At 57.9% G+C, this 26,784-nt stretch carries 24 protein-coding genes; 13 read left to right on the top strand and 11 right to left on the bottom strand.

Features of this window, described 5'->3' with window-relative positions; all coding sequences use genetic code 11:
• The first annotated feature begins 4 nt into the window (after positions 1-4).
• Complete coding sequence (locus ACWGXE_RS11370) at positions 5-682, top strand: septal ring lytic transglycosylase RlpA family protein (protein WP_447597884.1); 678 nt, start codon at positions 5-7, stop codon at positions 680-682.
• A gap of 279 nt (positions 683-961) precedes the next feature.
• A complete protein-coding gene (locus tag ACWGXE_RS11365) occupies positions 962-2,266 on the top strand; it encodes a hemolysin family protein (RefSeq protein ID WP_447597883.1) in 1,305 nt (434 codons plus the stop codon).
• On the opposite strand, the gene ligA is transcribed toward ACWGXE_RS11365, so the two are convergent.
• From ligA to ACWGXE_RS11350, 3 genes are read right to left on the bottom strand one after another with little or no spacing between them, the layout of a single operon-like run.
• Complete coding sequence (ligA, locus tag ACWGXE_RS11360; RefSeq protein WP_447597882.1) at positions 2,241-4,268, bottom strand: NAD-dependent DNA ligase LigA; 2,028 nt, start codon at positions 4,266-4,268, stop codon at positions 2,241-2,243. The two genes, ACWGXE_RS11365 and ligA, sit on opposite strands and share 26 nt — an antisense overlap.
• Positions 4,269-4,319: 51 nt before the next feature.
• Positions 4,320-6,221, bottom strand: coding sequence for a hypothetical protein (locus tag ACWGXE_RS11355; protein WP_447597881.1), 1,902 nt, complete (start codon positions 6,219-6,221; stop codon positions 4,320-4,322).
• A complete protein-coding gene (locus tag ACWGXE_RS11350; RefSeq protein WP_447597880.1) occupies positions 6,221-7,174 on the bottom strand; it encodes an AAA family ATPase in 954 nt (317 codons plus the stop codon). Before ACWGXE_RS11350 ends, ACWGXE_RS11355 begins: the two co-directional genes overlap by 1 nt.
• Before the next feature lie 228 nt (positions 7,175-7,402).
• Here ACWGXE_RS11350 and ACWGXE_RS11345 point away from each other — a divergent pair, with 228 nt between their 5' ends.
• From ACWGXE_RS11345 to ACWGXE_RS11295, 11 genes are all read left to right on the top strand, one after another.
• On the top strand, positions 7,403-8,065 hold the full coding sequence (locus ACWGXE_RS11345; protein ID WP_447597879.1) for a LysM peptidoglycan-binding domain-containing protein: 663 nt from the start codon (positions 7,403-7,405) through the stop codon (positions 8,063-8,065).
• A gap of 269 nt (positions 8,066-8,334) precedes the next feature.
• The gene (trpE, locus tag ACWGXE_RS11340) at positions 8,335-9,831 is read left to right on the top strand and encodes an anthranilate synthase component I (RefSeq protein ID WP_447597878.1); all 1,497 of its coding nucleotides are present in this window, start codon (positions 8,335-8,337) and stop codon (positions 9,829-9,831) included.
• 99 nt (positions 9,832-9,930) lie between these two features.
• Positions 9,931-10,380, top strand: a complete 450-nt coding sequence (locus ACWGXE_RS11335; RefSeq protein WP_447597877.1) for an HPF/RaiA family ribosome-associated protein — start codon at positions 9,931-9,933, stop codon at positions 10,378-10,380.
• A gap of 1,173 nt (positions 10,381-11,553) precedes the next feature.
• Positions 11,554-12,117: an anthranilate synthase component II gene (locus tag ACWGXE_RS11330; protein WP_447597876.1), complete on the top strand. Its 564-nt coding sequence runs from the start codon at positions 11,554-11,556 to the stop codon at positions 12,115-12,117.
• 136 nt (positions 12,118-12,253) lie between these two features.
• A complete protein-coding gene (gene trpD / locus ACWGXE_RS11325) occupies positions 12,254-13,273 on the top strand; it encodes an anthranilate phosphoribosyltransferase (protein ID WP_447597875.1) in 1,020 nt (339 codons plus the stop codon).
• Entirely contained in the window at positions 13,270-14,094 is an 825-nt protein-coding gene (gene trpC, locus ACWGXE_RS11320; protein WP_447597874.1) for an indole-3-glycerol phosphate synthase TrpC, read from the top strand. The genes trpD and trpC overlap by 4 nt, the downstream gene beginning before the upstream one ends.
• On the top strand, positions 14,091-14,405 hold the full coding sequence (locus ACWGXE_RS11315) for a hypothetical protein (protein ID WP_447597873.1): 315 nt from the start codon (positions 14,091-14,093) through the stop codon (positions 14,403-14,405). The genes trpC and ACWGXE_RS11315 overlap by 4 nt, the downstream gene beginning before the upstream one ends.
• A gap of 19 nt (positions 14,406-14,424) precedes the next feature.
• A complete protein-coding gene (locus ACWGXE_RS11310) occupies positions 14,425-15,057 on the top strand; it encodes a phosphoribosylanthranilate isomerase (RefSeq protein WP_447597872.1) in 633 nt (210 codons plus the stop codon).
• A 60-nt stretch (positions 15,058-15,117) separates the two neighbouring features.
• The gene (trpB, locus tag ACWGXE_RS11305; RefSeq protein WP_447597871.1) at positions 15,118-16,338 is read left to right on the top strand and encodes a tryptophan synthase subunit beta; all 1,221 of its coding nucleotides are present in this window, start codon (positions 15,118-15,120) and stop codon (positions 16,336-16,338) included.
• Positions 16,335-17,135: a tryptophan synthase subunit alpha gene (trpA, locus tag ACWGXE_RS11300; RefSeq protein ID WP_447597870.1), complete on the top strand. Its 801-nt coding sequence runs from the start codon at positions 16,335-16,337 to the stop codon at positions 17,133-17,135. The genes trpB and trpA overlap by 4 nt, the downstream gene beginning before the upstream one ends.
• Positions 17,136-17,270: 135 nt before the next feature.
• Positions 17,271-18,617 carry a cellulase family glycosylhydrolase gene (locus ACWGXE_RS11295; protein ID WP_447597869.1) on the top strand — a complete coding sequence of 449 codons (1,347 nt, stop codon included), beginning with the start codon at positions 17,271-17,273 and terminating at the stop codon, positions 18,615-18,617.
• Between the two features lie 36 nt (positions 18,618-18,653).
• On the opposite strand, the gene ACWGXE_RS11290 is transcribed toward ACWGXE_RS11295, so the two are convergent.
• From ACWGXE_RS11290 to prfB, 8 genes are all read right to left on the bottom strand, one after another.
• Positions 18,654-19,250, bottom strand: coding sequence for a hypothetical protein (locus ACWGXE_RS11290; protein WP_447597868.1), 597 nt, complete (start codon positions 19,248-19,250; stop codon positions 18,654-18,656).
• Positions 19,251-19,288: 38 nt separating this feature from the next.
• Positions 19,289-20,422, bottom strand: coding sequence for a conjugal transfer protein TraF (gene traF, locus ACWGXE_RS11285; RefSeq protein ID WP_447597867.1), 1,134 nt, complete (start codon positions 20,420-20,422; stop codon positions 19,289-19,291).
• Positions 20,423-20,533: 111 nt separating this feature from the next.
• Complete coding sequence (locus ACWGXE_RS11280) at positions 20,534-20,797, bottom strand: hypothetical protein (RefSeq protein ID WP_447597866.1); 264 nt, start codon at positions 20,795-20,797, stop codon at positions 20,534-20,536.
• 275 nt (positions 20,798-21,072) lie between these two features.
• Positions 21,073-21,696, bottom strand: a complete 624-nt coding sequence (locus tag ACWGXE_RS11275) for a hypothetical protein (RefSeq protein WP_447597865.1) — start codon at positions 21,694-21,696, stop codon at positions 21,073-21,075.
• Positions 21,697-21,794: 98 nt separating this feature from the next.
• Positions 21,795-22,457: an ABC transporter ATP-binding protein gene (locus ACWGXE_RS11270; protein ID WP_447597864.1), complete on the bottom strand. Its 663-nt coding sequence runs from the start codon at positions 22,455-22,457 to the stop codon at positions 21,795-21,797.
• A gap of 159 nt (positions 22,458-22,616) precedes the next feature.
• Positions 22,617-23,894, bottom strand: coding sequence for a lipoprotein-releasing ABC transporter permease subunit (locus ACWGXE_RS11265; RefSeq protein WP_447597863.1), 1,278 nt, complete (start codon positions 23,892-23,894; stop codon positions 22,617-22,619).
• The gene (gene lysS / locus ACWGXE_RS11260; RefSeq protein ID WP_447597862.1) at positions 23,895-25,385 is read right to left on the bottom strand and encodes a lysine--tRNA ligase; all 1,491 of its coding nucleotides are present in this window, start codon (positions 25,383-25,385) and stop codon (positions 23,895-23,897) included.
• Between the two features lie 98 nt (positions 25,386-25,483).
• Positions 25,484-26,621 (bottom strand): peptide chain release factor 2 gene (prfB, locus tag ACWGXE_RS11255; protein ID WP_447597861.1). Its coding sequence is split into 2 segments (ribosomal slippage): positions 25,484-26,551 and positions 26,553-26,621, totalling 1,137 coding nucleotides; the frame shifts between segments, so codons are not numbered across the junction.
• Between the last annotated feature and the right edge of the window lie 163 nt (positions 26,622-26,784).

Genomic DNA, 26,784 nt, shown 5'->3' with positions numbered 1-26,784 from the left:
TCTGATGCGGAGATCAAGCAGAGCGCTTCGGCCTCTTCTTGTTCTTTCCTGCTTCTTTCTCCTTACAGGTCTCGCATCCTGCAGCGGGCAGCCGCTTCGTGGCGGCGCTCATTTCCAAGGCTATCCGGTCGGATATGTCGAAAAGGGAACCGCTTCCTGGTACGGTCCCGGCTTTCATGGGAATCGAACCGCCAATGGAGAGATCTACGATATGCATAAGTTCACTGCCGCTCACCGAACCCTTCCCCTCGGCTCTATCGCTCAGGTCACGTCGTTGACTACGGGGCGGCAAGTGACGGTTCGGATCAATGACCGTGGTCCCTTCGCTCACGGGCGGGTTTTGGATCTGTCATGGGCGGGGGCCCAGGGCTTAGGAATGATCGGTCGAGGAACCGATGAAGTCCACCTTCAAGTGATTGACTACTTGGGGAGAACTGGCGGTTCCGGCGTGCTCAGGCTCCAGATTGCGTCCTTCGCCGACCAAGCCAATGCCCGCACATTGGCCGATCGACTCGAGCCTTCCTATTCCGACATAAGGATCATCATGGTCGAATTGCCGGACGGCAAGCGGTACCGCGTTCAGGCGGGCCGCTTCCAGACAGAGGCTCAGGCAGAGGCGGCGGCGCTCCGCTTGCGGACATGGTGGGGCGACGATCCGCTAATCATCCGCGATGATAATTGAGCCGATTTCCGTGGTTTGGTGGCACGGTTGTCGCATAACCTCATGATAGTTGAGATATTTCTTCGCCGGCAAGAACGTTGGTTGCTCTTGATGAGGCTCGCTCCCTATGATAGATGTAATAAGCGATGGATGATAGCGGCCCGATAGGACCTTATCAGGTCATCTTCACCGTGCAGCGACTCCCTATCAAGGCGGTCCCGGCTTTCCAACGAAGGCGGCGGCCTGACCAATCATTTCGCCCAACCAAACCTCTGACAGTGCGCTGATCCGGACGAGTCTATGGACCTCCTTGCCCTAGGCGCTCTTATTATTTTATCGGCCATCATTTCGGCGGCCGAAATCGGTTTCTTTTCCGTCAACGATACCAAGCTCAGGGCTTTGGTCCAGGGCGGCAGCAAGCGCGCGGCCATGGCGCTTCACTTGCGGAACGACCCGCAACGGCTCTTATCCACCATCCTGGTTGGAGACCGCTTGGTGGATACGGCGACGGCCTCGATCGCCACCATCATTACGTTAAACGCGTTCGGCGACAAGGGATATTTGGATGAGGCGGTCGCGGTCACCGTCGGAATCCTTACCTTCGTGTTGCTGGTGTTTGCCGACATCGTGCCGAAGACCTTGGCGGCCAAGTATGCCGTCCCCGTGGCCTTGAACATGGCCTACCCCGTGTACGGGGTCCAAAAGGTATTGAGCCCTATCCTTGGCGGCATGGTGCCGATGATCAATAAGCTGACCGGTGGAAAGGGAATGAACCTGCCGTTCGTGACCGAAGAAGAGCTGAAGATCATGCTTGATGAGGGGAAACGGGCGGGAGTCATCGAGACCGAAGAGGTCAAGATGATCAAGAACGTATTTCAATTGAAGGACATTACGGCGGAGGACTGCATGACTCCGCGCATCTATATGTTCGCGCTCGACTCGAACCTTCGGTTGCACGAAGCCCAGGAGATGTTGTTCAAGTCCAAGTATTCCCGGATCCCGCTCTATGACGGGACCCTCGATAACATTATCGGCATCCTCTATAAGACCAAGGCCTTGACGGCGCTGGCTCAAGGAAAGAGCGACATCAGGTTGCGGGACATCGCCCATCCGGCTCTCTTTGTCCCGCATGTCAAGTCGGCCGATGACCTCATGAAGCAATTTCAGCTGGATAAGCGGCATATGGCCGTCGTCGTCAATGAGTTCGGCGGGGTCATGGGATTGATCACGCTGGAGGACCTACTCGAGGAAGTGGTCGGGGAAATCGTGGATGAGACGGACATTACCGAGGAATTGATCAAGCGCATTGGAAAGAACCAGATCCTGGTGCATGGCCGGACCGAGGTCAGAAAAGTCAATGAATTCTTAAAGGTGGATCTCGGCGATGAAGCGATCACGATAGGCGGGCTCATCCAACAGGAACTCGGCCGCATTCCGAAGGCGGGCGAAGAAGTGCACGTGGGTAATTGCCGGCTGGTGATTCATGAGGCGGACCCGCGCGTCATCAAGAGCGTGTATATCTACAAGGAAGAGAAAACGCCTCATTCGGTTGAGGCGGTGGTAGGTGAACCGGTGCCGGTCACGCAGGCTTCAGGAGATCGGTAAATTCTTCTTCGGATAGGACCCTCACGCCCAGTTTCTTTGCCTGATCAAGTTTGCTCCCCGGATCACTTCCGGCCACCACATACGACGTTTTCTTACTGACGCTGGACGTCACCGTTCCTCCCAGTTCTTCCACCAGGCGTTTGGCCTCCTCTCTGTCATATTTTTGGAGGCCACCCGTAAACACGAAAATCTTTCCGCTTATCACCGAAGCGCCGGCCGGTTGGGGCCCGGCTGCATCCGGCAGCGGCATGATCTGCATGCCGTATTCGAGGAGTTGGGCGATGACCTGCCGATTTTTCTCCTCTTGAAAGTAGGACTCGAGGCTGCCGGCGATTTCCGGCCCAATTTCATAAATCTGTTCCAACCGTTCCCTACCCGCGGCCATGAGAGGCGGCAACTCGCCGAAGTGTTTCGCCAAGACCCGCGCGATATGCTGCCCGACCTGTCTGATACCCAGTCCCATGAGAAACCGGTCGAACCGCGCTTGCTTGCTTCGAGCGATGGATTCCAACAGGAGACTTGCGGATCGATCGGCAAACCCATCCAGTGTTAAGAGTTGGCTCTTGTCGAGACTATATAAATCGGCCAGATTCTTGACGAGCCCTCGATCGACCAGTTGCGCGACGGTTTTCTCCCCAAGCCCGTCGATATTCAGGGCGGTCTTGGAGGCAAAGTGCTCAATGGCGCCTTTCAATTGCGCCACACAGACGGTTTGCCCGGTACAATAATAGTAGGCCCCTTCTCTAGCCACCGCGGACCCGCAGACCGGGCAGTGGTCCGGCATCCGAAACGGCTCGCTTCTCCTCTCGCCGGCGACGGGAACTCGTTCGGCAATCGCGGGAATGACATCCCCAGCCCGCTCCACCTTGACCGTATCGCCGACCCGGACGTCTTTTCTCGCAACTTCATCGGCATTGTGCAAGGTCGCCCGACTGATCGTCACCCCGCCGACTTCAACCGGCTTGAGCAAGGCCAATGGAGTCAGTGTGCCGGTGCGGCCCACCGAGACGGCGATATCCTGGATTTGGGTAATCTCCTTTCGGGGTGAGAACTTGAAGGCGATGGCCCAGCGCGGGCTGCGGGACTTGCTGCCGAGCAGGTCTTGTTTCTGCCGGTCATCGACTTTGACGACGATGCCGTCGATTTCATAGGGAAGACTCTCCCTCATGGCCTCAATCTCGGCATGGAAGGCGATCACCTCCTCGATTGATCCGCATCGCCGGCGGTCGAGAGGAACCGGGAGGCCCCATGAGGCCAAGGCTTCGAGTTCCGCCCAATGTCCCGGCAGGGATCCGCCGGAAAGCGCCATGATGTCGTAGCAAGTGATGACCAGCGGGCGTCCCGCCGTGATTCGCGAATCCAGCTGCCGGAGGGCGCCGGACGCGGCATTTCTAGGATTGGCAAACGGTTCCTCACCCCGTTCCGTGATCCGGCGATTCAGGTGCTGGAATTCGTCCAGCCGCATGTACACTTCTCCCCGCACGACCAGATAATCCGGCACGCCGGTTCCACTCCGGAGTTGGAGCGGCAGAGATCGGATGGTGCGCAAGTTCACAGTGACTTCCTCACCGGTGGTTCCGTCCCCGCGCGTGGCGCCGCGCACAAAGAGTCCGCGGTCGTACACCAGCTCCACCGAGAGGCCGTCATATTTCGGTTCGGCCGTGTAGGCGACGGCCGATACCTTGAGGTCCCGTTTCACCCGCGCGTCAAAAGCCAGCACGTCCGTCCGGTCCATGATGGAGTCGAGGCTGAGCATCGGTTTTTCGTGAAGGACCTTGCCCAGCTCGGCCAAGGGCGCCGCGCCGACCCTTTGGGTAGGAGAATCCTTGGTAACCAGGTCCGGATGCGCTGTTTCCAGCTCGACCAGTTCTTGAAACAGCCGGTCATATTCGAAATCGGAGATCTCAGGCCGATCTTTGACGTAGTACAGCTCATCGTGATGGCGAATGGCAGTCCGCAGTTCGTCAATCCGAACGGCGGCCTCGCTGTGTGGGACGGTCATGGCTGCGTGCCTTCCGGTCGCACATCGTCCCGGCGATGGGTCGCCTTGTTGTTATTCACGAATGAATTTAGCCGCATAACTCCTAATTTCATGCCCATTCAAAACGTGGAAGCGGCGAAGCCGTTCGATGGTCTGGCCTGAAAACCGCGACAAGGGAATGGTGACGAGGCGCCGCCCATATCGGCGCGCAATGTGACGCCAGCGGGCGCGTGGAGGAATCGGGGACACCAGCGCCACATGAGTTTCTTGAGAATGGACGGCAGCAGCGGCGACCAGCCGTTCTTCCAATGTCTTGGCAAAGCCCAATGCCTGATCCTGCCAGATGTCCGGAATCGGCCGAGGGGGAAAGAGAAAGAGCGCTCCGCCATAGTTCGATTGTCCGATGCCCGGTCCGACCATTTGATCGAGAAACGGCGTCGCGTAGAAACACAGGGTGGATTCTTCCTGATGTTCGGCGAACCAAGTCGCCTGCCAGGTATACCGGTCGGGATCAGCCGGAGTATCGAACAGGAAAATCACCGTATCGACATTGCCGCGGCCGGGAGGGATTTCCCTGACATAGATGTCCATGCGGGCCGGTTGTCCCGCGCGATGACGCCGGTACCAGTGACGCAAGCTTTCGCGAATGTCGATCCCATCCTTGATTGACGTGGTAAATTTTTCGACTTTGGCGAGATCCGCGCCGATAAGTGCTTTTGCCTGATCACGCACGTGGGTATTGAAGCTTTCAATTTTTTGGTCTTCCGGCGGCCAGGAACATTGGCGGAAGGGATTCCATAAATAGGACCAGCGGCGGCGGTTCGTACGCGACGGGAGCGGGCGCAGCGACAAGGACCGCCACTGCAACGGCGGACCTTGCAGGCGATTTTTCGCGGCCACGACCACGCCGTCCGGCAATTCAAATCGTCCAAGCCCGGCGGAAAGGGTGGCTGAGTACATTCCTGCTTGCTCATCCTGGTAGCCATAACTCTTCGCGGTCTCAAACAGATGGATCGCAAACTGGTCGCCGGCCATCTGCTTGGCCCCGAGGACGAGAGTATAGAGGTCCGGCGTCAGCCGGCGGTCCAGCAAGGCATGGTTTCTCACATACTGCAGATACAGCTGGAGGAGCTGAGGCGTCACCCAATTCGGGATGGAACGATCATCTTTGGCGGACGCACGTTGCCATCGCGCTCTCGTTTCCAAGAGCAATTCCTTGATCCCGTCGATCGATAAGAATCGGTCCGAACGCAGTTCCGCGCGGCGGCGTTCATACAACTCGGTCACAAACGGCAACTCTCCCAAGGCAAAGTACAGCGTGTCCGGCTCGACTCTGTATTGTTCCGTCCTTGCCGCGGGCAACTCGGGTTCGCGATAGGGCCGGCGCTCTTGATAGGCGAGCCGCAGCCAGGGCCAATCGCGAACGTGGCAGAGACAGACGACGGAATGGTAATCCAATTCCAGTTGATGAAGTTGGAACGCCATCCACGTAATGCGATCCCATTGTTGAGAATGGACGGCGGGAGCAGGGAGGGTCGAAGCAAGGGCGGCGGCGAAGGCGGCCAGAGAAACATGTTTCAGCGCAAACGGATCCGGAGCAGTGAACGGGCCCGAATCGAAGATCGTGACATCGCGATCGATATAGGCTCGGGGAATCTCCTCGCCTATGGCGACCCGAATGCCCATGATCACCGCCTGGCAGGGGTCCACCGGGACATAATTCACGACCTTGTCGTCTCCGTTGTCCGGCTCCTGGCACAACACGACATGGATGGCCGGTAATTCGGCGACCGCCTGTTCCACCGCGGTTTCAAAGGAAGGGGGCAGCGGCACGGCCAGGCAATCCACGGGACGGCTGATCAAAAATTCGCGGACTTCTTGAGCCACATCGCCGGTTCCATGGAGAACCGGCAGGACATGGATCTGCGGGGACAGGCGAAAGACCTGGTCAATGTTCGGAGCCGAGGAGCCCATCAGCGGCCGGGATGAAGTGGATCGTCGCTTTCGAAGAAGAAATCGCCCATGCCTTGCGGAAGAGGTTGATCGCCGAGCGCCCGCTTTCGCCGCTGAGACAAGGATTGCAGATCAAGCGCCTCTTCTCCCAACACCTTGATCAGCGCTTCGCGCCAGGCTTCGTCTTTGGCGAGCGGATGGTCGGGATCCTGTGCACGGCGTTTCAGGGCGTACTGCAAGAGGTGAATGCCGTCCCGCACCGAGTATTCAAGGTTCAGTTGATGAGCTTCCTGCAGAAACTCGACCGTAAGGGTCAGCAGGTCCGCCGGCGCGAAGGGCAAATGATAGCGCAGGATCGCCAACTCATCGCTGCGTTTTGGGAACCCGACGCTCAAGGTCGGCTGCAGGCGGGACAGGATATAATCCGGCACTTCATAGGTTGAAGCGTCCTCGTTCATGGTCACGCAGCAACGGAAATCCGGGTGCGCCTTGATCAGAATGCCCGCGACGATCGATTCGACGCAACGCCGGTGATCGAGCAAAGAGGCCAACGAGGCCCAACTCTTCTCGTTCATGCGGTTGCCTTCATCGAGGACACAGACTGCGCCAGTGAGAATCGCCGTGACTAACGGTGAAGCATGGTAGGAGATCGTGCCGGATTCGGCCAGGACCGGCGTGATGAGTAAGTCTTCCGGGCGCGTATCCGCCGTGCATTGATAGATATAGAGATCCTGACGCCGTTCGCCCGCGCCGGTCATGGCTAGCGTCGTCTTGCCGATCCCCGGCTGACCGGTGATTCGCGGGGAGAGAGGAAGATCCCTCTCATCGATCACGAGCCAACAGGCGAGCAGTTGCTTGAGAATTTCGCGGTCACCGATCCATTCCTGAGCCGACGTCATCGGCCTGGCCAGGTGAAGTGTAACGCCGTCCACCAGCACAGTTTTGGGCGCAGACCTGTTTGTGGACCGGCTCATAGTTCCAGTCTAAGGAGTTCAGTAAATGACGGCGATAAATCCCTTCCGGACCGTAGCATAGGGGCGGGGAAGCGGTCAAACCCGGCACGGGCTTTCGCTTTGACATTCGCGTCGTTGGCCACTATTCTAGCTCTCTCGTGCGGCAGAGATGCGGATTTGCCGCGGCCCCGGCTTTCGGAGGGCGCGTGGCGGGATGCGAAGGATCGGTAGGAAGGAGGCACAGTCGCGATGAAACCAGGGCCCCAGCACACGATTGTCACCATGGCGCCGAAGGCGTCCCTTGTAATCATGAGCATCCTGCTCTCAACCGGATGCGTCATGTCCGAGAAGTACGAAGCCGAGAAGGCCCGGAGCCTCAATTTTCAGCGGTTGCTCGCCCAGGAAGAGAAACGAACGGCCGAATTGGACAGCGAGGTGAAGCGGGCCAAGCGGGAGTTGTCTGAAATGGAGGCGCGGAACCGCGAACTCGGCGCGCAGGTCGATGCGGTCAGACAGCAAGCCGCTCAGATTCAGGAAGAAGCGGAAGCGATGAAAGAAGCGGCGATGCTGGAACGGAAAGCGCGCGAAGACATGAAACGGATGACCGGCCCTTCAAAATCCCGGAAGGCGGAACGGGCTGAGCCGTTGAGCGCGCCGAAATCGTCACTCGAGGCATTTGAGGAACCGACGTTTGGAAATTCGATGAAGAGCGCCCCTGGGATTGCGACCGACATCCCGCCGGACTTGGCCGCGGACCTGTCGGCGGAGAGCGTCCACACCGTGCAGCCGGGCGAGACGCTGTTCCGGATCAGCCGGAAGTATCATGTCTCTGTGGATAAATTACGCAAATGGAATAATTTGCTGAGCGATACCATCGAGGTGGGTCAAAAGCTCATCATCGCCCAACCTTAAGAGGTCGATGAAAAACGATCTCCCACTATGGAGAAATGGCTCTCTCGGGTGACGGGAGAATACCATGCAGGATGTTCAAAAAGCCTTCCAGCGCGGCCGCAGCCAGTGAAGATGCGAAGCGTACTCTTTCTGTACGTTGAGCCTCTGAGGTGCGCGAGACGACGAATAAGTCGTCTCATCTTTGCGCACGGGCGCGAGTCGGTGAGCGCCCAGTGTCTTCCGGGAACCACGCTGGGAGGAGTTTTTCAACATCCTGCTGAGGCGCAGGCATGACTCAACGTTCATACTCTCTTACTACCCACGACTTGAAATCGCTGGCACAGGAGGGGAATCTCATCCCGCTGTATCGCGAGATCCTGGCGGATTATGAGACGCCGGTGTCGGCCTTTGCCAAAATCGACCACGGGCCCTCTGCGTACCTGTTGGAAAGTGTCGAAGGAGGGGAGAATTGGGCGAGATATTCATTTCTGGGCAGCGGCTCTCCCGCGATGGTGCATGAAGATCGCGGCGATCTCCTACTCACCAGCGGAACTACCAGCCGCCGGATTCCTTCCGGCGGCAATCCGTTGGAGCGGTTGCGCGAACTCATGCAGGACTATCGTCCTGTCGCAGTCCCCGGCCTGCCGCGGTTCGTCGGAGGGGCAGTCGGCTATTTCAGCTACGATACGGTCAGAACGTTTGAAGAGTTGCCGGCCCCGAGAAAAGACGGCCTCGGCTTGCCCGACTGGGCCTTTCTGCTCACCGATACCCTGCTCATCTTCGACAATGTGTCCCAAAAGATCAAAGTGGTCGCCAACGCTCAGGTCTCCTCCACCAAGGATCGGGATATTCGCAGGGCGTATAAAGAAGCAACCGACCGCATCGAAGGTATGATCGCCCGGCTCAAGCGTCCGTTGCGCCGCATCCGGTCGAAGCGGCGACGCAAGCCGATCACCTTTACGCCCAACATGAACCAGGCCGATTTTGAGAAAATGGTGTCCAGGACCAAGGAATACATCCGGTCCGGTGATGTCGTACAGGCCGTGCTGTCGCAACGGTGGCAGACCCAGATTCACACGACCCCCTTTCAGCTCTATCGCGCGTTACGGGTCATTAATCCCTCGCCGTACATGTATTACTTGCGGATCGCCGGCGTCGAGCTGGTCGGATCGTCGCCCGAAACATTGGTCCGTTGCGAAGACGGCAAGATCTGCGTCCGTCCCATTGCAGGCACGAGGCGGCGAGGCAAGACACCGGAAGAAGACCAACAGTTGGCGCGCCGGCTGCTGGCAGACGAAAAAGAGCGGGCCGAGCACGTCATGCTGGTCGATCTCGGGCGTAATGATGTCGGCCGGGTTGCCCGAAAGGGATCAGTGCAGGTCGAAACGCTCATGCAGGTAGAACGCTATTCTCATGTCATGCACATCACCTCCCAGGTCACGGGAGATCTGGATCGGGACAAGACCGTTTACGATGTGCTCCGCGCCTGTTTCCCGGCCGGAACCGTCTCCGGGGCGCCAAAGATCCGGGCCATGGAAATCATCGAGGAATTAGAACCGGCAAGGCGAGGCCCCTACGCCGGCGCGGTCGGATACTTCGGCTTCTCGGGCAACATGGACATGTGCATCAACATCCGCACGATCGTGATCAAGGGGCGGCAGGCTTATATTCAGGCGGGCGCCGGCATTGTGGCCGATTCGAATCCGGAGCATGAATATGAGGAGACCTGTAACAAAGCCAGGGCGATGATGAAAGCGATAGAACTGGCGGAGCAGGGGTTAGAGTAGGAAGTGAATTGAAGCGGAGGTAGGCAAGCGGCGGTAGAACCGCGGCTCGCGGGCGCCGGCAAGCACGGTGCCGAGTACTGAGAGCGAGGAGAGGCAGATATGAAAGAAACACGAGGTGGGCGCAGTTCTCCACGTTCACGCTTCCCGGGTTGGATCCCCAAAGCGGCCAAGCGGAAATCCGCTCGTAGAGATGTACGGCTGGTTCCAGCTCACATCCGGGTGTTGGGAGCTCATTTGAGCCAGGACCAACGGGCGTCTATCCGGCAGAAGCTCGAGAGGAAGCTCGCAAAGTTCGCCGACTCTATCGAGCGGGTCAGTGTGCGTGTAACAGATGTGAATGGTCCCCGCGGCGGTATCGATCAAATCTGCCGGATCAAAGTAGTCCTGAGTAATCTTCCAAGCGTGGTGTTCGAAGCGCAGGACGCCACCCTCGATGTTGCGATCGGCAGCGCTCTCGTCGGGACAGAACGGGCCGTGCGCCGAACTTTGCAGCGCAGACGTATGAAGCCGATCAAAGTCGGGACACGCTCGAGAGTCGGCCTCAGCTGACGTGCCAGTACCCATTGAAGCGAACCATCGCGAGCGCATCAATCTCAGCTTCCACCGCTGTCTCCGAGGCACCGGTCGTTTGCAGGCGTTGTGTCAGCTGGCCGTGATGACCCGCCGAAGGTTGATCGAAGGACGTTCGGCAATCAGGCCGGCCTTGGCGCAATGGGTCCATGAATCCAGAATCATGGGGCGCACAACATTTCGACCGCCCAACCAGAGAGAAAGCGTTTCTATTCTAGAAAGATTTGTGGGGCCTGCATGACACAGGTCCCATGCAGTGGAAACGCGACGGTCCCGATCTGCCATTCCGGCCCTCGCGCCGCGCACCTTCCTTGTTTCCCCCACCGTTGAAACTGGGCTGGATTTTCGTCAGGTTCCGGCCTGAAAAAGCCCCTTTTCGGCGGCATCGCGCGGCGGCTGTTGCAGCGGGCGGTTGGGTGTGCCGTGTGGGTTGTTGAGTAATGACCCTGGCTCGATTGAAAGCTCCTCAGGACAGTCAATCTCTACCAAACGGCGAGTCGCTGTGATGATAATTTTGCCGTCTCCGGATAAGCGGATGAACCTCGCCGATTTCCATGCGCTTACCTTACGACTGCTTGCACCCATTCCTACGACAATCGCGCCCAGGCTGGTTGGGGGTTCTGACCCGAGTAGGGTAAATCGCTTGCCGTATTGCCATCACCAAAGGTGAAAGCGCTCCCCTGCGTCAATTGAATGACGGTTGGTTCGCAATAGCGTCCGACAAGAGGTTATTCGAGGGGCATAACGAGATGTAGACTGCGGCACATTCTTTGGGGCTGCCATGATTGTTGACTGGCGATGACCGGTCAGAGGAAGGAAGTGGCGGCCTCGACACTATGGAATGTACGATCCGACCGAGGCCTAGAAAATTTGCCGTGTCATAGCACTGGAGCGGGCACTGCATTTTCTGCTATCGTGCTATCGCCGGAAGGGGGATCGTCGTGGTGAAATATACAACTATAGGACTGATCCCAAGTTTCTAGTCCAGCAGGGTTTCACCCTCAGATTGGAAGCGGTGTTACGAAACAGTTGTGTGGAGAGACAAACTACGATTTTACAGGTGAAGGCACATTAGGTCATGGGTACAGCAGCGGGTACCAAACGCGATACGGAAAGAATTATATCCTATAAAACATTCGGGTTAAGTCAGTTATGCTCCTCATGATCGACAATTACGATTCCTTTACCTATAACCTGGTTCAATACTTTGGGGAATTGGGGGAAGATGTCCGGGTCTATAGAAACGACAAAATTACGGTCGAACAGATTGAAGACCTGAAGCCGGCCCGTATCGTCATTTCACCGGGACCCTGCACGCCCCGTGAGGCGGGGGTGTCGGTCGACACTATCCGGCATTTTGGAGGGCGGTTGCCATTGTTGGGAGTCTGTCTCGGCCATCAGTCTCTGGCCGTGGCGTTCGGCGGCGAAGTGATCCGGGCCGAGCGGTTGATGCATGGCAAGACTTCGATGGTGAGCCACGATACCAGGACGATCTTTGCGAACCTGCCCAACCCCTTCGAGGCGACCCGGTATCATTCGCTGATCGTGAATCGGCGCAATCTCCCGGACTGCTTCGAAGTCTCGGCGGAGACAGCGGAAGGCGAAATCATGGGCATGCGGCACAAGGGGCTGGGCATTGAGGGCGTACAGTTTCATCCGGAATCTATCCTCACGACCTCCGGAAAAGACCTCTTGCGAAACTTCCTGAAGCTCTAGCCGGACTCGTCGTTCGTGAAGCGTGAACTGTGAAGCGCAAGAAAAAGTTCCCGACTTATTGCTGACGAGCGAGGAGATACGCATCACCGGATACGATGCAAAATAAGAATACGAGCGACGAGGGACGGTTCAGTTGATGATCAAAGACGCTATCGCGAAGCTCGCCGACCGAATCAGCCTCACTGAAAAGGAGGCGGAGGAAGCGATGTCGGAAATCATGGACGGCGCCGTTCCGTCCGCTCAGATCGCCGCCTATTTGATGGGGCTTCGCATGAAAGGCGAAACAGTCGAGGAGATTGCTGGATCGGTGCGGGCGATGCGCGCGCATGCGATAAAAATCCGAGTAGCCGATCCTCTCGTCGTCGATACCTGCGGGACCGGCGGAGACTGCGCGCAGACGTTCAACATTTCGTCCACGACGGCCTTTATCGTGGCCGGCGGAGGAATCACGGTCGCGAAACATGGCAATCGATCGGTCTCATCCAAGTGCGGAAGCGCCGACGTGCTGGCGGCCTTGGGAGTTAAATTGGACCTGCCTGCGGACCGTGTGGCCGACTGTGTCAATGAGGTCGGGATAGGTTTCCTGTTCGCTCCTCTGTATCACAGCGCGATGAAACATTGCGCCGGTGTGCGACAGGAGCTGGGCATCAGGACATTGCTCAACATTCTGGGACCCCTGACCAATCCGGCCGGAGCCACGGTGCAAGTGCTCGGGGTGTTCGACGGCAATCTGACCGAACTCCTCGCGAAGGTATTGATCCATCTCGGATCGCAGCATTGCTTCATCGTGCACGGCCTGGACGGGCTGGACGAAATGACCATCACGGAGCGCACCAGGGTCTCGGAAGGCAAGGCTGGTGTCGTGTCCAGTTATTGGATTGATCCGAAGGACTTTGCAATCCCCCGCGCCCATCCAAAGGACTTGGCCGGCGGCACGCCCGATGACAATGCCCGGATCGTGCGGGACATCCTGTGCGGCAAGAAAGGGCCAAAGCGCGACGTCGTCTGCCTGAATGCGGCTCCTGCCTTCGTCGCGGCAAAAAAAGTAAAGACTTTACAGGAAGGCTATCAATTGGCCGGCCGCATTATCGACTCGGGGGCGGCAATGGAGAAAATGGAGCAGCTCATCGCGTTCACCAATCGAGGAACCGCGTGATCCTTCAACGGATTCTGGAGCACAAGAAAGCGGAATTACGGCATAAGCAGAGTCGCGGCTACCTGGTGGAGTTGAAAGGCCGAATCCGCGACGCCGGACCACCGTTGGAATTTGCCGTGGCGATCGACGCGACCCGCACCCCGACGAAACCGGCCTTGATCGCTGAAGTCAAAAAAGCCTCCCCGAGTTTGGGTCTGCTCCGGCCGGAATTCGCGGACCGATTCGATCCCGTGGCGGTTGCAACGGCCTATCGCGAGCATGGGGCGACGGCGGTTTCCGTCCTGACGGACCGGGATTTCTTTCAAGGAAGCCTTGAATACCTGGCCCAAGTGAAACAGAAAGTTGGTCTTCCGGCTCTCAATAAGGAATTCATGGTCGGCGAGATACAGTTTTACGAAGCGAGGGCCAATGGGGCGGACGCCGTATTACTCATTGTGGCGGGACTGGAGCGCCGGCAATTGGTGGACTTTTTCACCCTCGCCCGCGAATTGTCAATGGATGTGCTCGTAGAGACCCATCACGAGCGGGAATTGGATACAGTGCTCGAATGGCTGCCTTTGGCTCGCCTCATCGGCATCAATAACCGTAATCTCGAGACCTTTACCACCGATCTGGCCGTGACGGTTCGATTGGCCAGGCGTATTCCGCCCGACAAACTGATCGTGAGCGAGAGTGGCATCCATACCAGAGCGGATGTGGAACGAGTGCTCGCGGCGGGGGTCCATGCCATGCTCGTCGGCGAATCGCTGATCCGCGCGAACGATATCGGCGCCAAAATCAGAGAGCTGCTGGGAGACCCCATCAAGAAGGAGGAGGCATGAAGCGAAGCGGGATTCTCATGCTGGTGGCGTTCTTGCTGCTCGGTGGATGCGCCAGCCAGGACCTGGAAGGCTACTCAAAGCAGTATGACGAGTGGCTTGGCAGCACGAAGGATGCGCGGATCAGGGAAATGGGGATACCCACGAGATGTCACTCCTTCGCGGATGGCGGTGAGGTATGCGAGTGGACGGTGCCGACTCAGGACGGACGCAATGAAACGATCGGGTTGACTTTTGATACGAAAGGCAAAGCCTGCCAATGGGCCTACCGCGGATTCTATGGCCGGCAGAAAAGCGCGACGACCTGTTCGTGAAGGGATTGACGAAGATCCAATGACGATCCGGGTCAAAATCTGCGGCATCACGAATCCGGACGACGCGGCTGCAGCCGTCGAATCGGGTGCCGACGCGCTAGGCTTCATTTTTTACCGGAAGAGTCCTCGCTATGTGGAGCCGCAGGTGGTCAAAGCCATTGTCGCGGGTCTACCGCCTTTCGTGTTCCCGATCGGCGTCTTCGTGAACGAAGAACCAAAGATCGTGCGTGATCTCATGGATGCGTGCGGCCTTGCCCTGGCTCAACTGCACGGAGACGAATCGGCCGGCTATTGCGAAACGTTGGGGCGTCCCGTGATCAAGGCGATCGGACTCAAAGACTGCGCGTCGTTGCTAGCGTTGGCCGAATACAAGGGGAGGGCGCAGGTGCGGGGCTTCCTGCTCGATGCTTTCGCGCCGGATGCCTACGGTGGAACCGGCCAGACGACCAATTGGACCATCGCCGCGGAAATCGCCAAGTCGATGGCGGTCATTCTCGCGGGGGGCCTCACGCCGGAGAACGTCGCGGCGGCGGTTGGAGCCGTCAAACCCTATGCCGTTGATGTGAGCAGCGGTGTGGAGACACGTCCCGGACAGAAGGATCATGAAAAGATCCGGGCTTTCGTACAGGCCGCGAAACTTGCCTCGGCGTGAGGTGGTTTCTTATACTGCGACAGGCTGGGAAATAGTCTACCGGAACGGACAAACACTGACATGCCGAGTGCAACAAAAACCATGACGGCCGCGATGCCTGACCAGCGAGGCCGGTTCGGTCAATACGGGGGACGGTATGTGCCGGAAACACTCATGCCGGCCTTATTGGAGCTGGAGCGTGAATATGGCAAGGCGCGGCGCGATCCGCGGTTCCAGTCGGAATTCAAGGCATATCTACGACAGTACGTGGGGCGGCCGACACCGCTGTACTTCGCCGAGCGGCTCACGAAGAAATTGGGCGGGGCAAAGATCTATCTGAAACGGGAGGATCTAGCTCACACCGGCGCGCATAAGATCAACAATGCAATCGGACAGGGCCTCCTGGCGCGGCGCATGAAAAAACCGCGGGTCATCGCGGAAACGGGGGCCGGGCAACATGGCGTGGCGACCGCGACCGTAGCGGCCGTGTTCGGTCTCGAATGCGAAATCTATATGGGCACCGAGGATATGGAGCGGCAGGCTTTGAACGTGTTTCGCATGAGACTCCTGGGCGCCAAGGTGACGGGAGTCGAGGCCGGCAGCCGGACGCTCAAGGACGCGATCAGCGAAGCGATGCGGGATTGGACGACCAATGTGCAGAATACTCACTATATCCTGGGGTCCGTGTTGGGAGCGCATCCCTATCCCATGATGATCCGAGATTTCCAATCGGTTATCGGGCGAGAAGCAAAGAAACAAGTGATGGCTCAAGAAGGCCGGCTACCTGATTGTCTGGTGGCTTGCGTGGGCGGGGGTAGCAATGCGATCGGGCTGTTTCACGCATTCATCGGCGATAAGCGGGTCGCAATGGTGGGAGTCGAGGCAGGCGGGCTCGGCCTTGCCAGCGGCAAACATGCGGCGAGATTCTCAGGCGGGCGTCCGGGAGTCTTGCAAGGCACCATGACCTATCTGCTTCAAAATGAGCAGGGCCAGATCAATCTCACCCACTCCGTCTCCGCCGGGCTCGATTATGCCGCTGTCGGACCCGAACACAGTTATTACCGGGAAACGGGCCGGATTCGATATACCTCGGCGACCGACGACGAGGCGATGGCGGCGTTTGATTTGCTGGCGCGCCAGGAAGGCATTGTGCCGGCTTTGGAAAGTGCGCATGCAATCGCGGAAGTGGTCAAGCTGGCGCCCGCCATGAAGAAGAGCCAAGTGATCCTTGCCAATCTCTCAGGCCGTGGCGACAAAGATGTGCAGCAGGTGGCGAAGTTGCGCGGAGTCACTGTGTCATGAGCCGGCTGGAGGCGACATTCGGTCGTTTGAAAGCGGACGGGCACAAGGCGCTCGTTGCGTATATTATGGCCGGCGATCCCACGCTCCATGAAACCGAACGACTGGTGATCGAGCTGGAGCGGGCAGGGGCGGATGTGATCGAATTGGGCGTGCCGTTTTCGGATCCGATCGCCGATGGCCCAGTCATTCAACAAGCCGCCGATCGGGCACTGAAAAGCGGGACGTCGTTGCGCAAAATCTTGGCCTCCGTCGCCCATGTGCGTACCATGACGCAGATCCCCATCGTCCTCATGGCATACTACAATACGATTTACGCCTTCGGCGCAGGGGAGTTTTGCCGGGAAGCGGTAAAGGCGGGGGTCGACGGGCTGATCGTGCCTGATATGCCGCCGGATGAAGCAGATCCATTGACGGATCCCGCAGGCGAGGCCGGGCTGAATTTGATTTTCCTCTTGGCGCCGACCAGTACGGCCGCCCGTCGCGGCCTGGTGGCCAAACGATCACGGGGTTTTCTCTATTACGTGTCGCTCACCGGCATCACGGGAAGCCGCCTTCGCGATGTCGCCGGTGTCGCGGACAATGTCAAAAGGATCAAACAGCACTCGCGCCTGCCGGTCATGGTCGGATTTGGGGTCGCCACACCGGAGGATGCGGCCCGTGTCGCGCAAGTTGCGGACGGCGTGATCGTAGGTACGGCCATCGTTCGGCTAGTAGAACAGTATGGCCAGGACCCATGCATGATCGAAAAGGTCGGCGCGTTTGTGGGTTCCTTGAAGAAGGCCCTGCAGCCCGCGTAGATCTCCACCTTGCGTACCAGCGCGATTGCCCGCTTCACTCTCCGCTGTTCCACCGGTGATATCGGTCGAATCCTCGTTCTGTGGTTGATTCACGCTCTGTGCTTTTCCGGCCCGGCCTCCGCGCAGTGCCCACCGATGGGTTCATTGCTCCTGCACAAGAGCTCGGACAACGGACGTTATTTCGCGACTCCGGACGGGCGGATTCGTTATTTGAGCGGCGGCTACGAAGGATCGGAGTTCCAGGACTATGTATTCGGCGGCGGCACCACGTCCGATTTTCAAACCGCGCTCGACATGTTGTCGCGGTACGGCGGCAATCTGCTCCGTCTGTGGACGAGCGAAAGCAGCAGCGGAAATCCCGAGTTGCGAGGCGCGATGCAGATGCCCTGGGTACGCTCGCCAATTTGTTGTGCTGCGGACGGAGCGAACAAGTTCGATCTCTCCCGTCTGGATATCGGTAACCTCGCGAATCCCGATATCAACGCGAATGCCTACTTTGAGCGGATGCGGGCTCGCGTGCTGGCGGCAAGAGCGGAGGGCGTGTATGTATCGATTATGCTCTGGCACAGTTTCGGGTGGGAGAGCGGCTTGCGGATACCGGACAGCAAGTCGTGGAAGACGCATCCCTTCAACAGCCGGAACAACATCAATGATGTGAACGGAGATGTCGATGGAGACGGTCATGGTCTTGAACTTGGCAGCGTAGAGCAGTCATTTACGCCGTACCAAGAAGCGTATGTGCGCCAGGTGATCGAGACGGTGGGCGACCTGGACAATGTGCTCTATGAGATCTGTAACGAATGCTACGACAGCCCCGCGATGAATGCCTGGCAGGAACACTTCGTGGATTTCATCAAACGATATGAGTCCGAGCGACTCTATCCCCATCCGGTCGGCATGACTTCGCTCCAAAACTTCAACAACCGGGTGCTGGCCTCCGGCGTGGCCGATTTCGTCGCTCCGGGCGGTCCATCCTATGAAGAAACGCCGCCGCCGAGCACGGGAGCCCAGGTCAGCATTCTGGATATGGACCATATGGTCCCGTGCACCGGAGCGAATGACCCGCGTTGGCCCTGGAAAGCATTCACTCGAGGACACAATCTTTGGTACATCTACTGTCAGGGCTACGGACGTCCCAATGCGAGCGAAGGGGCGGTCATGGAGCGGATGGGGCAAACCGGCAGCTATGCGAATCGGATGGACCTGCGAAATTCGGTTCCGGTGACGGATCCCTCGCGCTGCTCGACGGGCTATTGTTTGATGGGGCCTGATTTCGTGTTGGGATTTGCGCCGGGAGGCGGCACCATTACTCTCGACCTGAGTGCGGAAGGCGCATGGTCGGTGGAGTGGTTTGAACCAGCGAGCGGGAATACCAGCATCATGCCGTCGGTACGGGACGGCATGATGACCCTGAAAGCGCCGTTCCCGGACGATGCGGTCGTGTTCCTGGTCCGCAATGCGCCGCCACCGTCGGGATCATGACGGTCGGTTCGGTCGCCGTATCGGCGCAATAGGGGTCTAGCGCTTCTGTGGCGGCATGAATCTAATCATGTCCGAGGCTAGTTTTGTGGCCAATTCCCGCATGTCCGGCCGCATGAAGAGATAACTCTCTTGGAGTTGGTGCCGGGCCTTCCATACGATCGCTCCGTTGATTGCGTCAATCAGCCGCATACTCAGACCGACCCGAGCAATATTATCTCCTTCTTCCCGCGTGTATTCCCACGCATTGACCTTCACGACGAGCAGGGAGTCGGCATTCAGCGCTTGGCCGATCCGCACCGCCGATTGCTTATCCGACTGGCCGGTTGTCTCCATGCGGGAAAAATAGGTGACCAGCGCGTCAAACGCTTCCTTGGTGGCCTGAAAGGTATCGGTAACTTGTTCGGGAGGAATGACCCTTTCGACCTTCCGGCTCTTGATCAGCACTTTTGCGACGACTTCTTCCACATCCTCCCGGGCGCTGTCATAGTCGCCGGAAATCGGAAGAATAGCCACGGTTTGAGGAATGAAGCCCCTCGCCGCCGGTCCTTCCCACATCTCCTGCAACCCGCCGCAGCCGGCAAGTAACAGCGAAGTCGACAGAAATAAGACGAAGAAGGAAATGCGCGGTGTCATAGGCCTCACATGAAAGGTTATCAGATGATTGCGCGGTATCAAAACGTCATGCCGATCGAACCGGAAGCGATCGCGGCCTGGTCTCGAAAATCATAGCCACCGCCGATATCGATTCGCAATGCGAGCAGCCTCAAACCAAACCCGGCCGTCGGGATGAACGGCGTCTGAGCATCCTGCATGTTTTTGAATGCGCCGACGCGGAACGAGAGTAGCTCGGAGAGGATGGTTTGCTCCGCGCCCAAGCTTAAGTATTGGCTTTTAACGCCCGGCGTCAGCGTCTTATTGGAGGTAATGTCGACATCAGCCGATAGTGTCAAGGAACTGTACGGATTGAAGGCGAACCCCGTCCGCACTTGAGGATCCAGCTTGAATTGCTCGCCGTTCGGCGCATCGAAGGTCGGCGCGTTGATGTCCTTGGCGACGATGCCGAAGCGGAGCCAGGATGACGGCCGGTACATCGCGCCGATATCGACGGCAAGCGCGCTGGTGATTCTGGCTTGGCCGAGATCTTGGAAAATCCTGATGTTGTCGTCGGCGCCGCGGATATTGGTGGTGCTGCTGTAGGCGGCGCCTTGAATATATTTTCCGGTGATGCCGATCGAGAACATGCGGTCGGCAAACGCGTAGGCATACGAGATCGCCGCCTGCCGAGCCTCCAGTCCGTTCAAGCCGAATTGACCGTTCACCGTTTGATTCCCAGGAGTTCCGGTGATCGCCGCCGGCGTGCGGGTAAATGCACCGCCTGTGGCGACATCCGAAACGTTAAAGCCGATGGCGTGCTCGCCAAAATTCGCCTTCAAATAGAAGCCGCCGGATCCGGCCGACGACAAATTCGTCGTCGGTTTGTTGATCTTGTCGACGAGATATTGAAGCCTCGCCTGATTGGCCGCGCTCGTATCGGAGAAATTGAATTGATTGATTTCCTTGATCGTATCCAACACATCGCCCCGATCAACGCCTCCCAAGGTACCCTGCAACCGGACATCGACCTTCCTGCTCATGGCAAGGGCCGCCGGGTTCCAATAGGTGGCGGTGGCGTCGAACGTGGCGGCGACGCCGGCTCCTCCCATGCCGACCTGACGGGTGCCCACAAAGACGAATTCAACTGCGGCGGCTTGGTAAGGAATGAGCAGAACAAGTCCAAGAGCGACTGGTCGAACCCAATAGGGCATCTGCATAGGTCGGAGGAACCGGTAAATAGTACGAATGCCGGCCTGAGTCTACGAAAAGAAGAACGGTTCGTCAAGAATTACAAGGCGATACGGCAGGTGGATCAGGCGATCCTAGAGAGTGCGGCGGGGACCGGCCTCCACCGGTTCCCAGGGAAGAATCTGCCAATCGATGGGCGTCGACATATCAAGAGCGCCTTCGGCCATGAGATACTCAAGCACCTGGCGCCGCATATCCTTCACGGCCCCGTATTGTGAGGTAAACGACCGATCTGTTATGGCGATCGGCATGGTGATTCGATCAGCCAAGTAGATCGTGCAGAATCTGATGCACCATCCGATGCCCTTGCGTTGGACTTCGATTTGAACGCGAATCATAGTCTATCCGCCCCCACATGTGGACGAGGTCGACGGCCACGCGAGTCCATTGTTCCTGTGTCTGCCATGACCCAGATCGGATACCGGCGCTTCTCGGATCAAAATTCAAAGTCGGGACTCTGGGATCCCGTGCAGAAAAAACCAGGGGTGCCAGGATAGGAGCGTGTGACTGGTAAGCATACTAGGGCGAACCCTGGTATTTCATCTAGGTCGGCGCACGTCGCCGCGGGGGACATGAACCCGATCAAGGGAATTGGTTGGCCTGGTGCTAATCGTCAGGACGGCCGATGGCCGAGCATGGCTCGGAAGTCTTCTTCGATATCCTGCAACAGCGGCGGAACCTCTTCGCTGAGTTTCTTCCAGGTTTCATTGGACAGCACTTTGCCCTGCCGAACATACTGGTCCTTCGCAACGGCAAAGGAGTGCTTGACCCAGGCATCGAAGAACGTCGCCTGGAGCGAGTGAAATTTCCGGCAGACGCCTTCGTCGAGATAGATGCGATGTTGGTCGAAATAGTCGCGGAGCTGCTCTCCCGCGGCCATCATCGCGGCGGCTTTCTCATCCTGACCGGCCTGGTCCTGGGGCCCCGCGCTTGCCATTCTTGTCATGGCATTCCGCAAGGAGACGATTCTCTTGTACAATTCCGCGATGACCTCAGCCTGCTTGTCCTGAAGCTTCGAGATGCGGCGTTCCGTATCGGGCGCGCTGCGGCGCAATTCGGCCCTCAGCCGCTCCATCGCCATTACACCTTCCATTTGAAGCTGCTGTTTGTAAATTTCAAGCTCGGCCGCAAGGATATAGCGGAGGACGACCCGTCCAAGGTAGGCGAGCAAGGCTGTGATCGCGACAGCTCCAAGAAAGAACCAGCCGAGTCCGATAAAGAGATCCGCCGGAGTCATGGAGAGAGGCTAGGCTGTCGGGGGGAAGGAGTCAAGTCCAGGGAATGATGGGCGGCCGAGCGGTGCAATGCGACGAGCAAATCCGTCATTCGATTCGGCTACACGATCATGCCATCCTGCATATGGATGATGCGATCGGCTTGGGCGGACAACCTGTCATTATGGGTCACGATGATGAAAGTGGTGCCGCGCGAACGGTTGAGCTGCCGGAGAAGATTGAACAGCGCCTCGCCGGTATGCGTGTCAAGATTACCGGTCGGTTCATCGGCAAGCACCAGATCAGGACGCTGCATCAGCGCGCGGGCAACGGACACGCGTTGCTGCTCGCCGCCCGATAGCTCGCCGGGTTTGTGGTGGAGCCGGTCGCCCAGTCCGACCTCTTTGAGCAGGCCGGCCGCCTCGGCTTCCACTTCAGCCTGCGTCCGTTTCTGAATCATCGCCGGCAGGCAGGCATTTTCCAAGGCGCTGAATTCTGGCAACAGGTGATGAAACTGAAAAACGAACCCGACGCGCTTGTTGCGGAACTCCGCCTGCTGCGCTTCGCTCAACTGGAACAAGTCCTGCCCTTCAAAGGACACGGTGCCTTTGGTCGGCCGATCCAGCGTGCCGATAATATGCAGGAACGTGCTCTTGCCTGCTCCGGACGCCCCGACGATAGCGATGAACTCTCCGCGTCTAATTTCCAAATTGATCCCATTGAGGACGATGAGTTCCTTTCCCGCCATGGGAAACGATTTAGAGAGCTCGACGACTTTAATCATGGAAGAATTGTTCCATTGCACCGTTGCATCACTGAATCATTATGGAAGAAGTGTTCCATTGCACATTGCATCATTGAGGATCGGCAATGATTTCGGTGGCCTGAAGCCCTAGTCTCAGTGGTGCAATGAAAGATCTACGATGACTCAATTCTTCGGACATCATTCGTACCGGAGGGCGGCCGCCGGGTCAAGCTTAGCGGCCTGCAGCGACGGATAGAGGGTGGCCGCAAAACTGATGAGAATCGCGGAGCCTGCGACGAGGAGGACATCGGAAGCCAGCACATGCACGGGAATCTTCGAGATATAGTACACGGTTTGATCAAAGGTCCAGAAGGTCTGAATCAACCATAGAAATGTGTACCCCAAGGGGACACCGATCGCGGCGCCGGAGCACCCGATGATGAGCCCGTTGAGCATGAAGATCCGCATGATGCCTTTGCGCGTCGCGCCCATAGCTTTCAGAATGGCGATCTCGCGCTGCTTCTCGGTCACGATCATCGTGAGGGTGCTGACGATGTTGAACGACGCAACGATCGTGATCAGCACCAGCAAAAGAAACATCATGGTCTTCTCGAGTTTCAGCGCTGAAAACAAATTGCGGTTCATCTGCATCCAGTCGCGCGCCCAAAACGTAAATCCCAGTTGCTGTTCGATCGAACGGGCGATGTCGGCGGCGCGGAAGACGTCCGTGACCTTCACCTCAATGCCGTTCACCGTGGTCGGCATGTTGAAGAATTTTTGCGCTTCCGCCAGTTCGATGTAGGCCATCGACGAATCGTATTCGTACATGCCGGATTGAAAAATCGCGACCACTACGAACGGACGAATCTTAGGGGTCATGGTCGCGCCCGTTACCGGGCCGACGGGAGACACGACGTTCAGTGTGTCTCCGACATAGACGCCGAGGCGCATGGCCAATTCCTTGCCGAGGATGATGCCGGGCCGCAGCGTGTCTATAGGACCGCCCGGCTCCCGGTCTTTTTCCGCAATCGCGACTTTTACCGGCTTGGACAAGTCCTGAATGCCCCCCGAGATGAGGTTTTTTTCCAACTCGGTGACCTTGCCTTCGCGTGCCGGATCGATTCCGCGCAATACGACGCCTTGGACGCCGGACTGAGAGGTCAGCAGCACCTGGCGAAGAACAAACGGGGTGGCGGCCACCACGTCCGGAACTTCTTCGACACGCTTCACCTGCGTGTCGTAATCCGCCATGGCTTCCTTCATCCGATCATGCACGAGGATATGGGCGGTGGTCCCGAGGATCTTGGCTTGAATATCTTCTTTGAAGCCGGTCATGATCCCGACTGTCCCGATCAGGGCGGCAACTCCGAGCGTGATACCGGTGATGGATACGACGGTATTGAGGGAGATCGTGCGATTGCGGCGTTTGGCGCGGAGGTAGCGAAGTCCGATGAAGATTTCGTAGGGTAAGGCCAACTATTTCTCCGGTCTCAGTTGGGGGAAGAGAACGACGTCGCGGATGGACGCCTGGTCTGTAAAGAGCATCACGAGCCGGTCGATGCCGATGCCTTCGCCCGCGGTGGGCGGCATGCCGTACTCCAAGGCGCGGAGAAAATCCTCGTCCACCAAATGAGCTTCTTCATCGCCCGCGGCCCGCTGCGCCGCCTGCGCTTCGAATCGTTCGCGCTGATCAAGTGGATCGTTCAACTCGGAAAAAGCATTCGCGATCTCTCTTCCGGCGATGTACAGCTCGAAACGGTCCGTGAGCGACGGATCGTGATCGTTCCGGCGGGCCAGGGGAGAAATCTCGATCGGATAGCCAGTGATGAAGGTTGGTTGCTGCAGCTGCGGTTCGACCGTTTCCTCAAAGATTTCATTTAGAATTACATGGAGAGGCGCCGGGGCGCCGGTTTGCCCGATTGGGAGTCCCAGTTTTGCAGCCGCGTCCGCCGCCGCTCGTTGATCGGTCAATACCGCCTTGTCCAGCTTGTTGACCTCTAGAATCGCCTTATGATAGGACCAGCGCCGCCAAGGCGGGGCCAGATTGATCTGCCGTCCCTGATAGTCGATTGTCGTTGTGCGCAAAATGTCGTTGGCCAGCCCGACGCAAAGCTCCTCCGTCAAGGCGATCAGGTCCTGGTAGTCTGCGTAAGCGACGTAGAATTCCAGCATCGTGAATTCAGGATTATGAATCGTCGAGATCCCCTCGTTCCGGAAATTCCGATTGATCTCGAAAACACGCGGGAATCCGCCCACGATTAACCGCTTGAGATACAGCTCCGGTGCGATCCGGAGATAAAGATCGACATCCAGCGCGTTGTGATGGGTGACGAACGGTTTGGCGGTGGCCCCGCCGGGGATGGGATGCATCATCGGCGTCTCGACTTCGAGGAAATCGCGCTGGAGCAAAAAGGATCGGATCCCAGAAATTATCCGGCTGCGCATGGCGAAGATCTCATGGACCTGCGGATTCGCGATTAAATCGACATAGCGCTGCCGATAGCGCGTTTCCACGTCCGTCAACCCATGCCATTTTTCCGGCAGCGGACGGAGCGCCTTGCTTAGAAACGTCAGGTCGTGCACCTCGACCGTCAATTCGTTGGTCTTGGTCCGAAAGAGCACACCCGTTACGCCGATCCAATCACCCAGATCCAAGCCCTCGCATACCTCATAGGCCCGCTCACCGAGGATGTCCTTCTTGAGATAGACTTGCAGCCGGTCGGAGCCGTCCTGCAACACCGCGAACGCGGCTTTTCCGAATCGCCGCAGACCGACGATCCGGCCCGCGACGGTGCAGGACATCTTCTCTTCTTCCAACCGCTCTTTGGTTTTGTCGCCGTGCAGGCGCAGCAACCGGCCGGCACGATCCTTCACCTCGAATCTCGTCCCATACGGAGCGATGCCGAGCTTCCGTAGGCTCTCCAGTTTCTTGATTCGCTGCTGTCGTTGATCGTTCAGTTCGTCCATGGATCCGTCGCTCGTCGTTCGTACTTCATCGTTCGTATCTCGTGATTGGTATTTCGTCGCTTGTCGTTCGGGAACGACGCTTCACGAGATATGCTTCACTAGATTTCTTCCTCTCTCGCCGCCATCGGCGTTTTGCTTCCGCTCATTTTCCACTTCAAATAGGCTTCGATAAATCCGTCGATGCCGCCGTCCATAACGAATGAGACATTGCCGATCTCGTATCCGGTCCGATGGTCTTTGACCATCTGGTACGGTTGGAACACATAGGACCGGATCTGGCTTCCCCAGGCGATGTCCTTTTTTTCGCCGACAATCGCGTTGAACTCGGCTTCTTTCTTTTGCTGCTCCACCTCAAACAGACGCGATTTGAGGATTTTCATCGCCCCATTCCGGTTCTGCAGCTGCGACCGCTCGTTCTGGCATTGGACGACGATGCCGGTCGGAATGTGGGTGATACGGATGGCGGTCTCGACCTTGTTCACGTTCTGTCCACCGGCGCCGCCGGATCGGAATGTATCGATCCGGAGGTCCTTGTCATCCACCACGATTTCTACGTCGTCATCCAGTTCGGGATAGACAAAGACGGAGGCGAAGGAGGTATGGCGCCGTTTGTTGGCGTCGAAGGGAGAAATCCTGACCAGCCGATGGACGCCTGCTTCCGCTTTCAAATACCCATAGGCATGGGGGCCGGTCACCGACAGGGTAGCGCTTTTGATGCCGGCTTCGTCCCCGGGCAAGAGATCCAATGTTTCAACCTTGAAGCCCTTTTGCTCCGCCCACCGGACGTACATGCGCAGGAGCATCTGCGCCCAGTCCTGCGATTCCGTCCCGCCGGCGCCCGGATGGATCGCAAAGATCGCATTGCTTTGATCCCGCTCTCCCGACAACAGCAACTCAATCCGCAGCGCCTCCACTGCATGTTCGAACCCGCTCAGCTCACTTGCGAGTTCCTGCTCCACGCCGGTATCGCCGGATTCTTCGGCCAATTCGATGAGCGCGCCGAGATCCTCTCGCCGCCGCTCGATCTCCTGCCATCGAGCCAATTCACGATCGAGGGTTGCTTTGCGGCGCGTGATTTTGGCTGCGGCTTTCGTGTCTTTCCAGAAATCCGGACGGCCGATGTGCTCATCAAGTTCTTTAAGTTCCGCGGTCATGCGAGCCAGGTCAAAGATGCCCCCGTAATTCGGCCACCTGTTCCCCAATCGCTCGTACCCGCGTGCGTGTATCTTCCAGCATCACATTATCCTTTCGATCGCTGGCAGGGTGTTGAAAAAGTCCTCCAGTTTTGTGTTCGCAAGACACTGGTCGCTCACCGACTCGCGCCCGTGCACACACATGAAACGACTTTCGTCTAGATAGTTTTTCGACAGCCTGCTGCAGCAGTTTACGATTGCATTCC

This window comes from Nitrospira sp. Nam80 (genome assembly GCF_965152575.1).
This window is presented reverse-complemented; position numbering and strand designations above follow the sequence as displayed.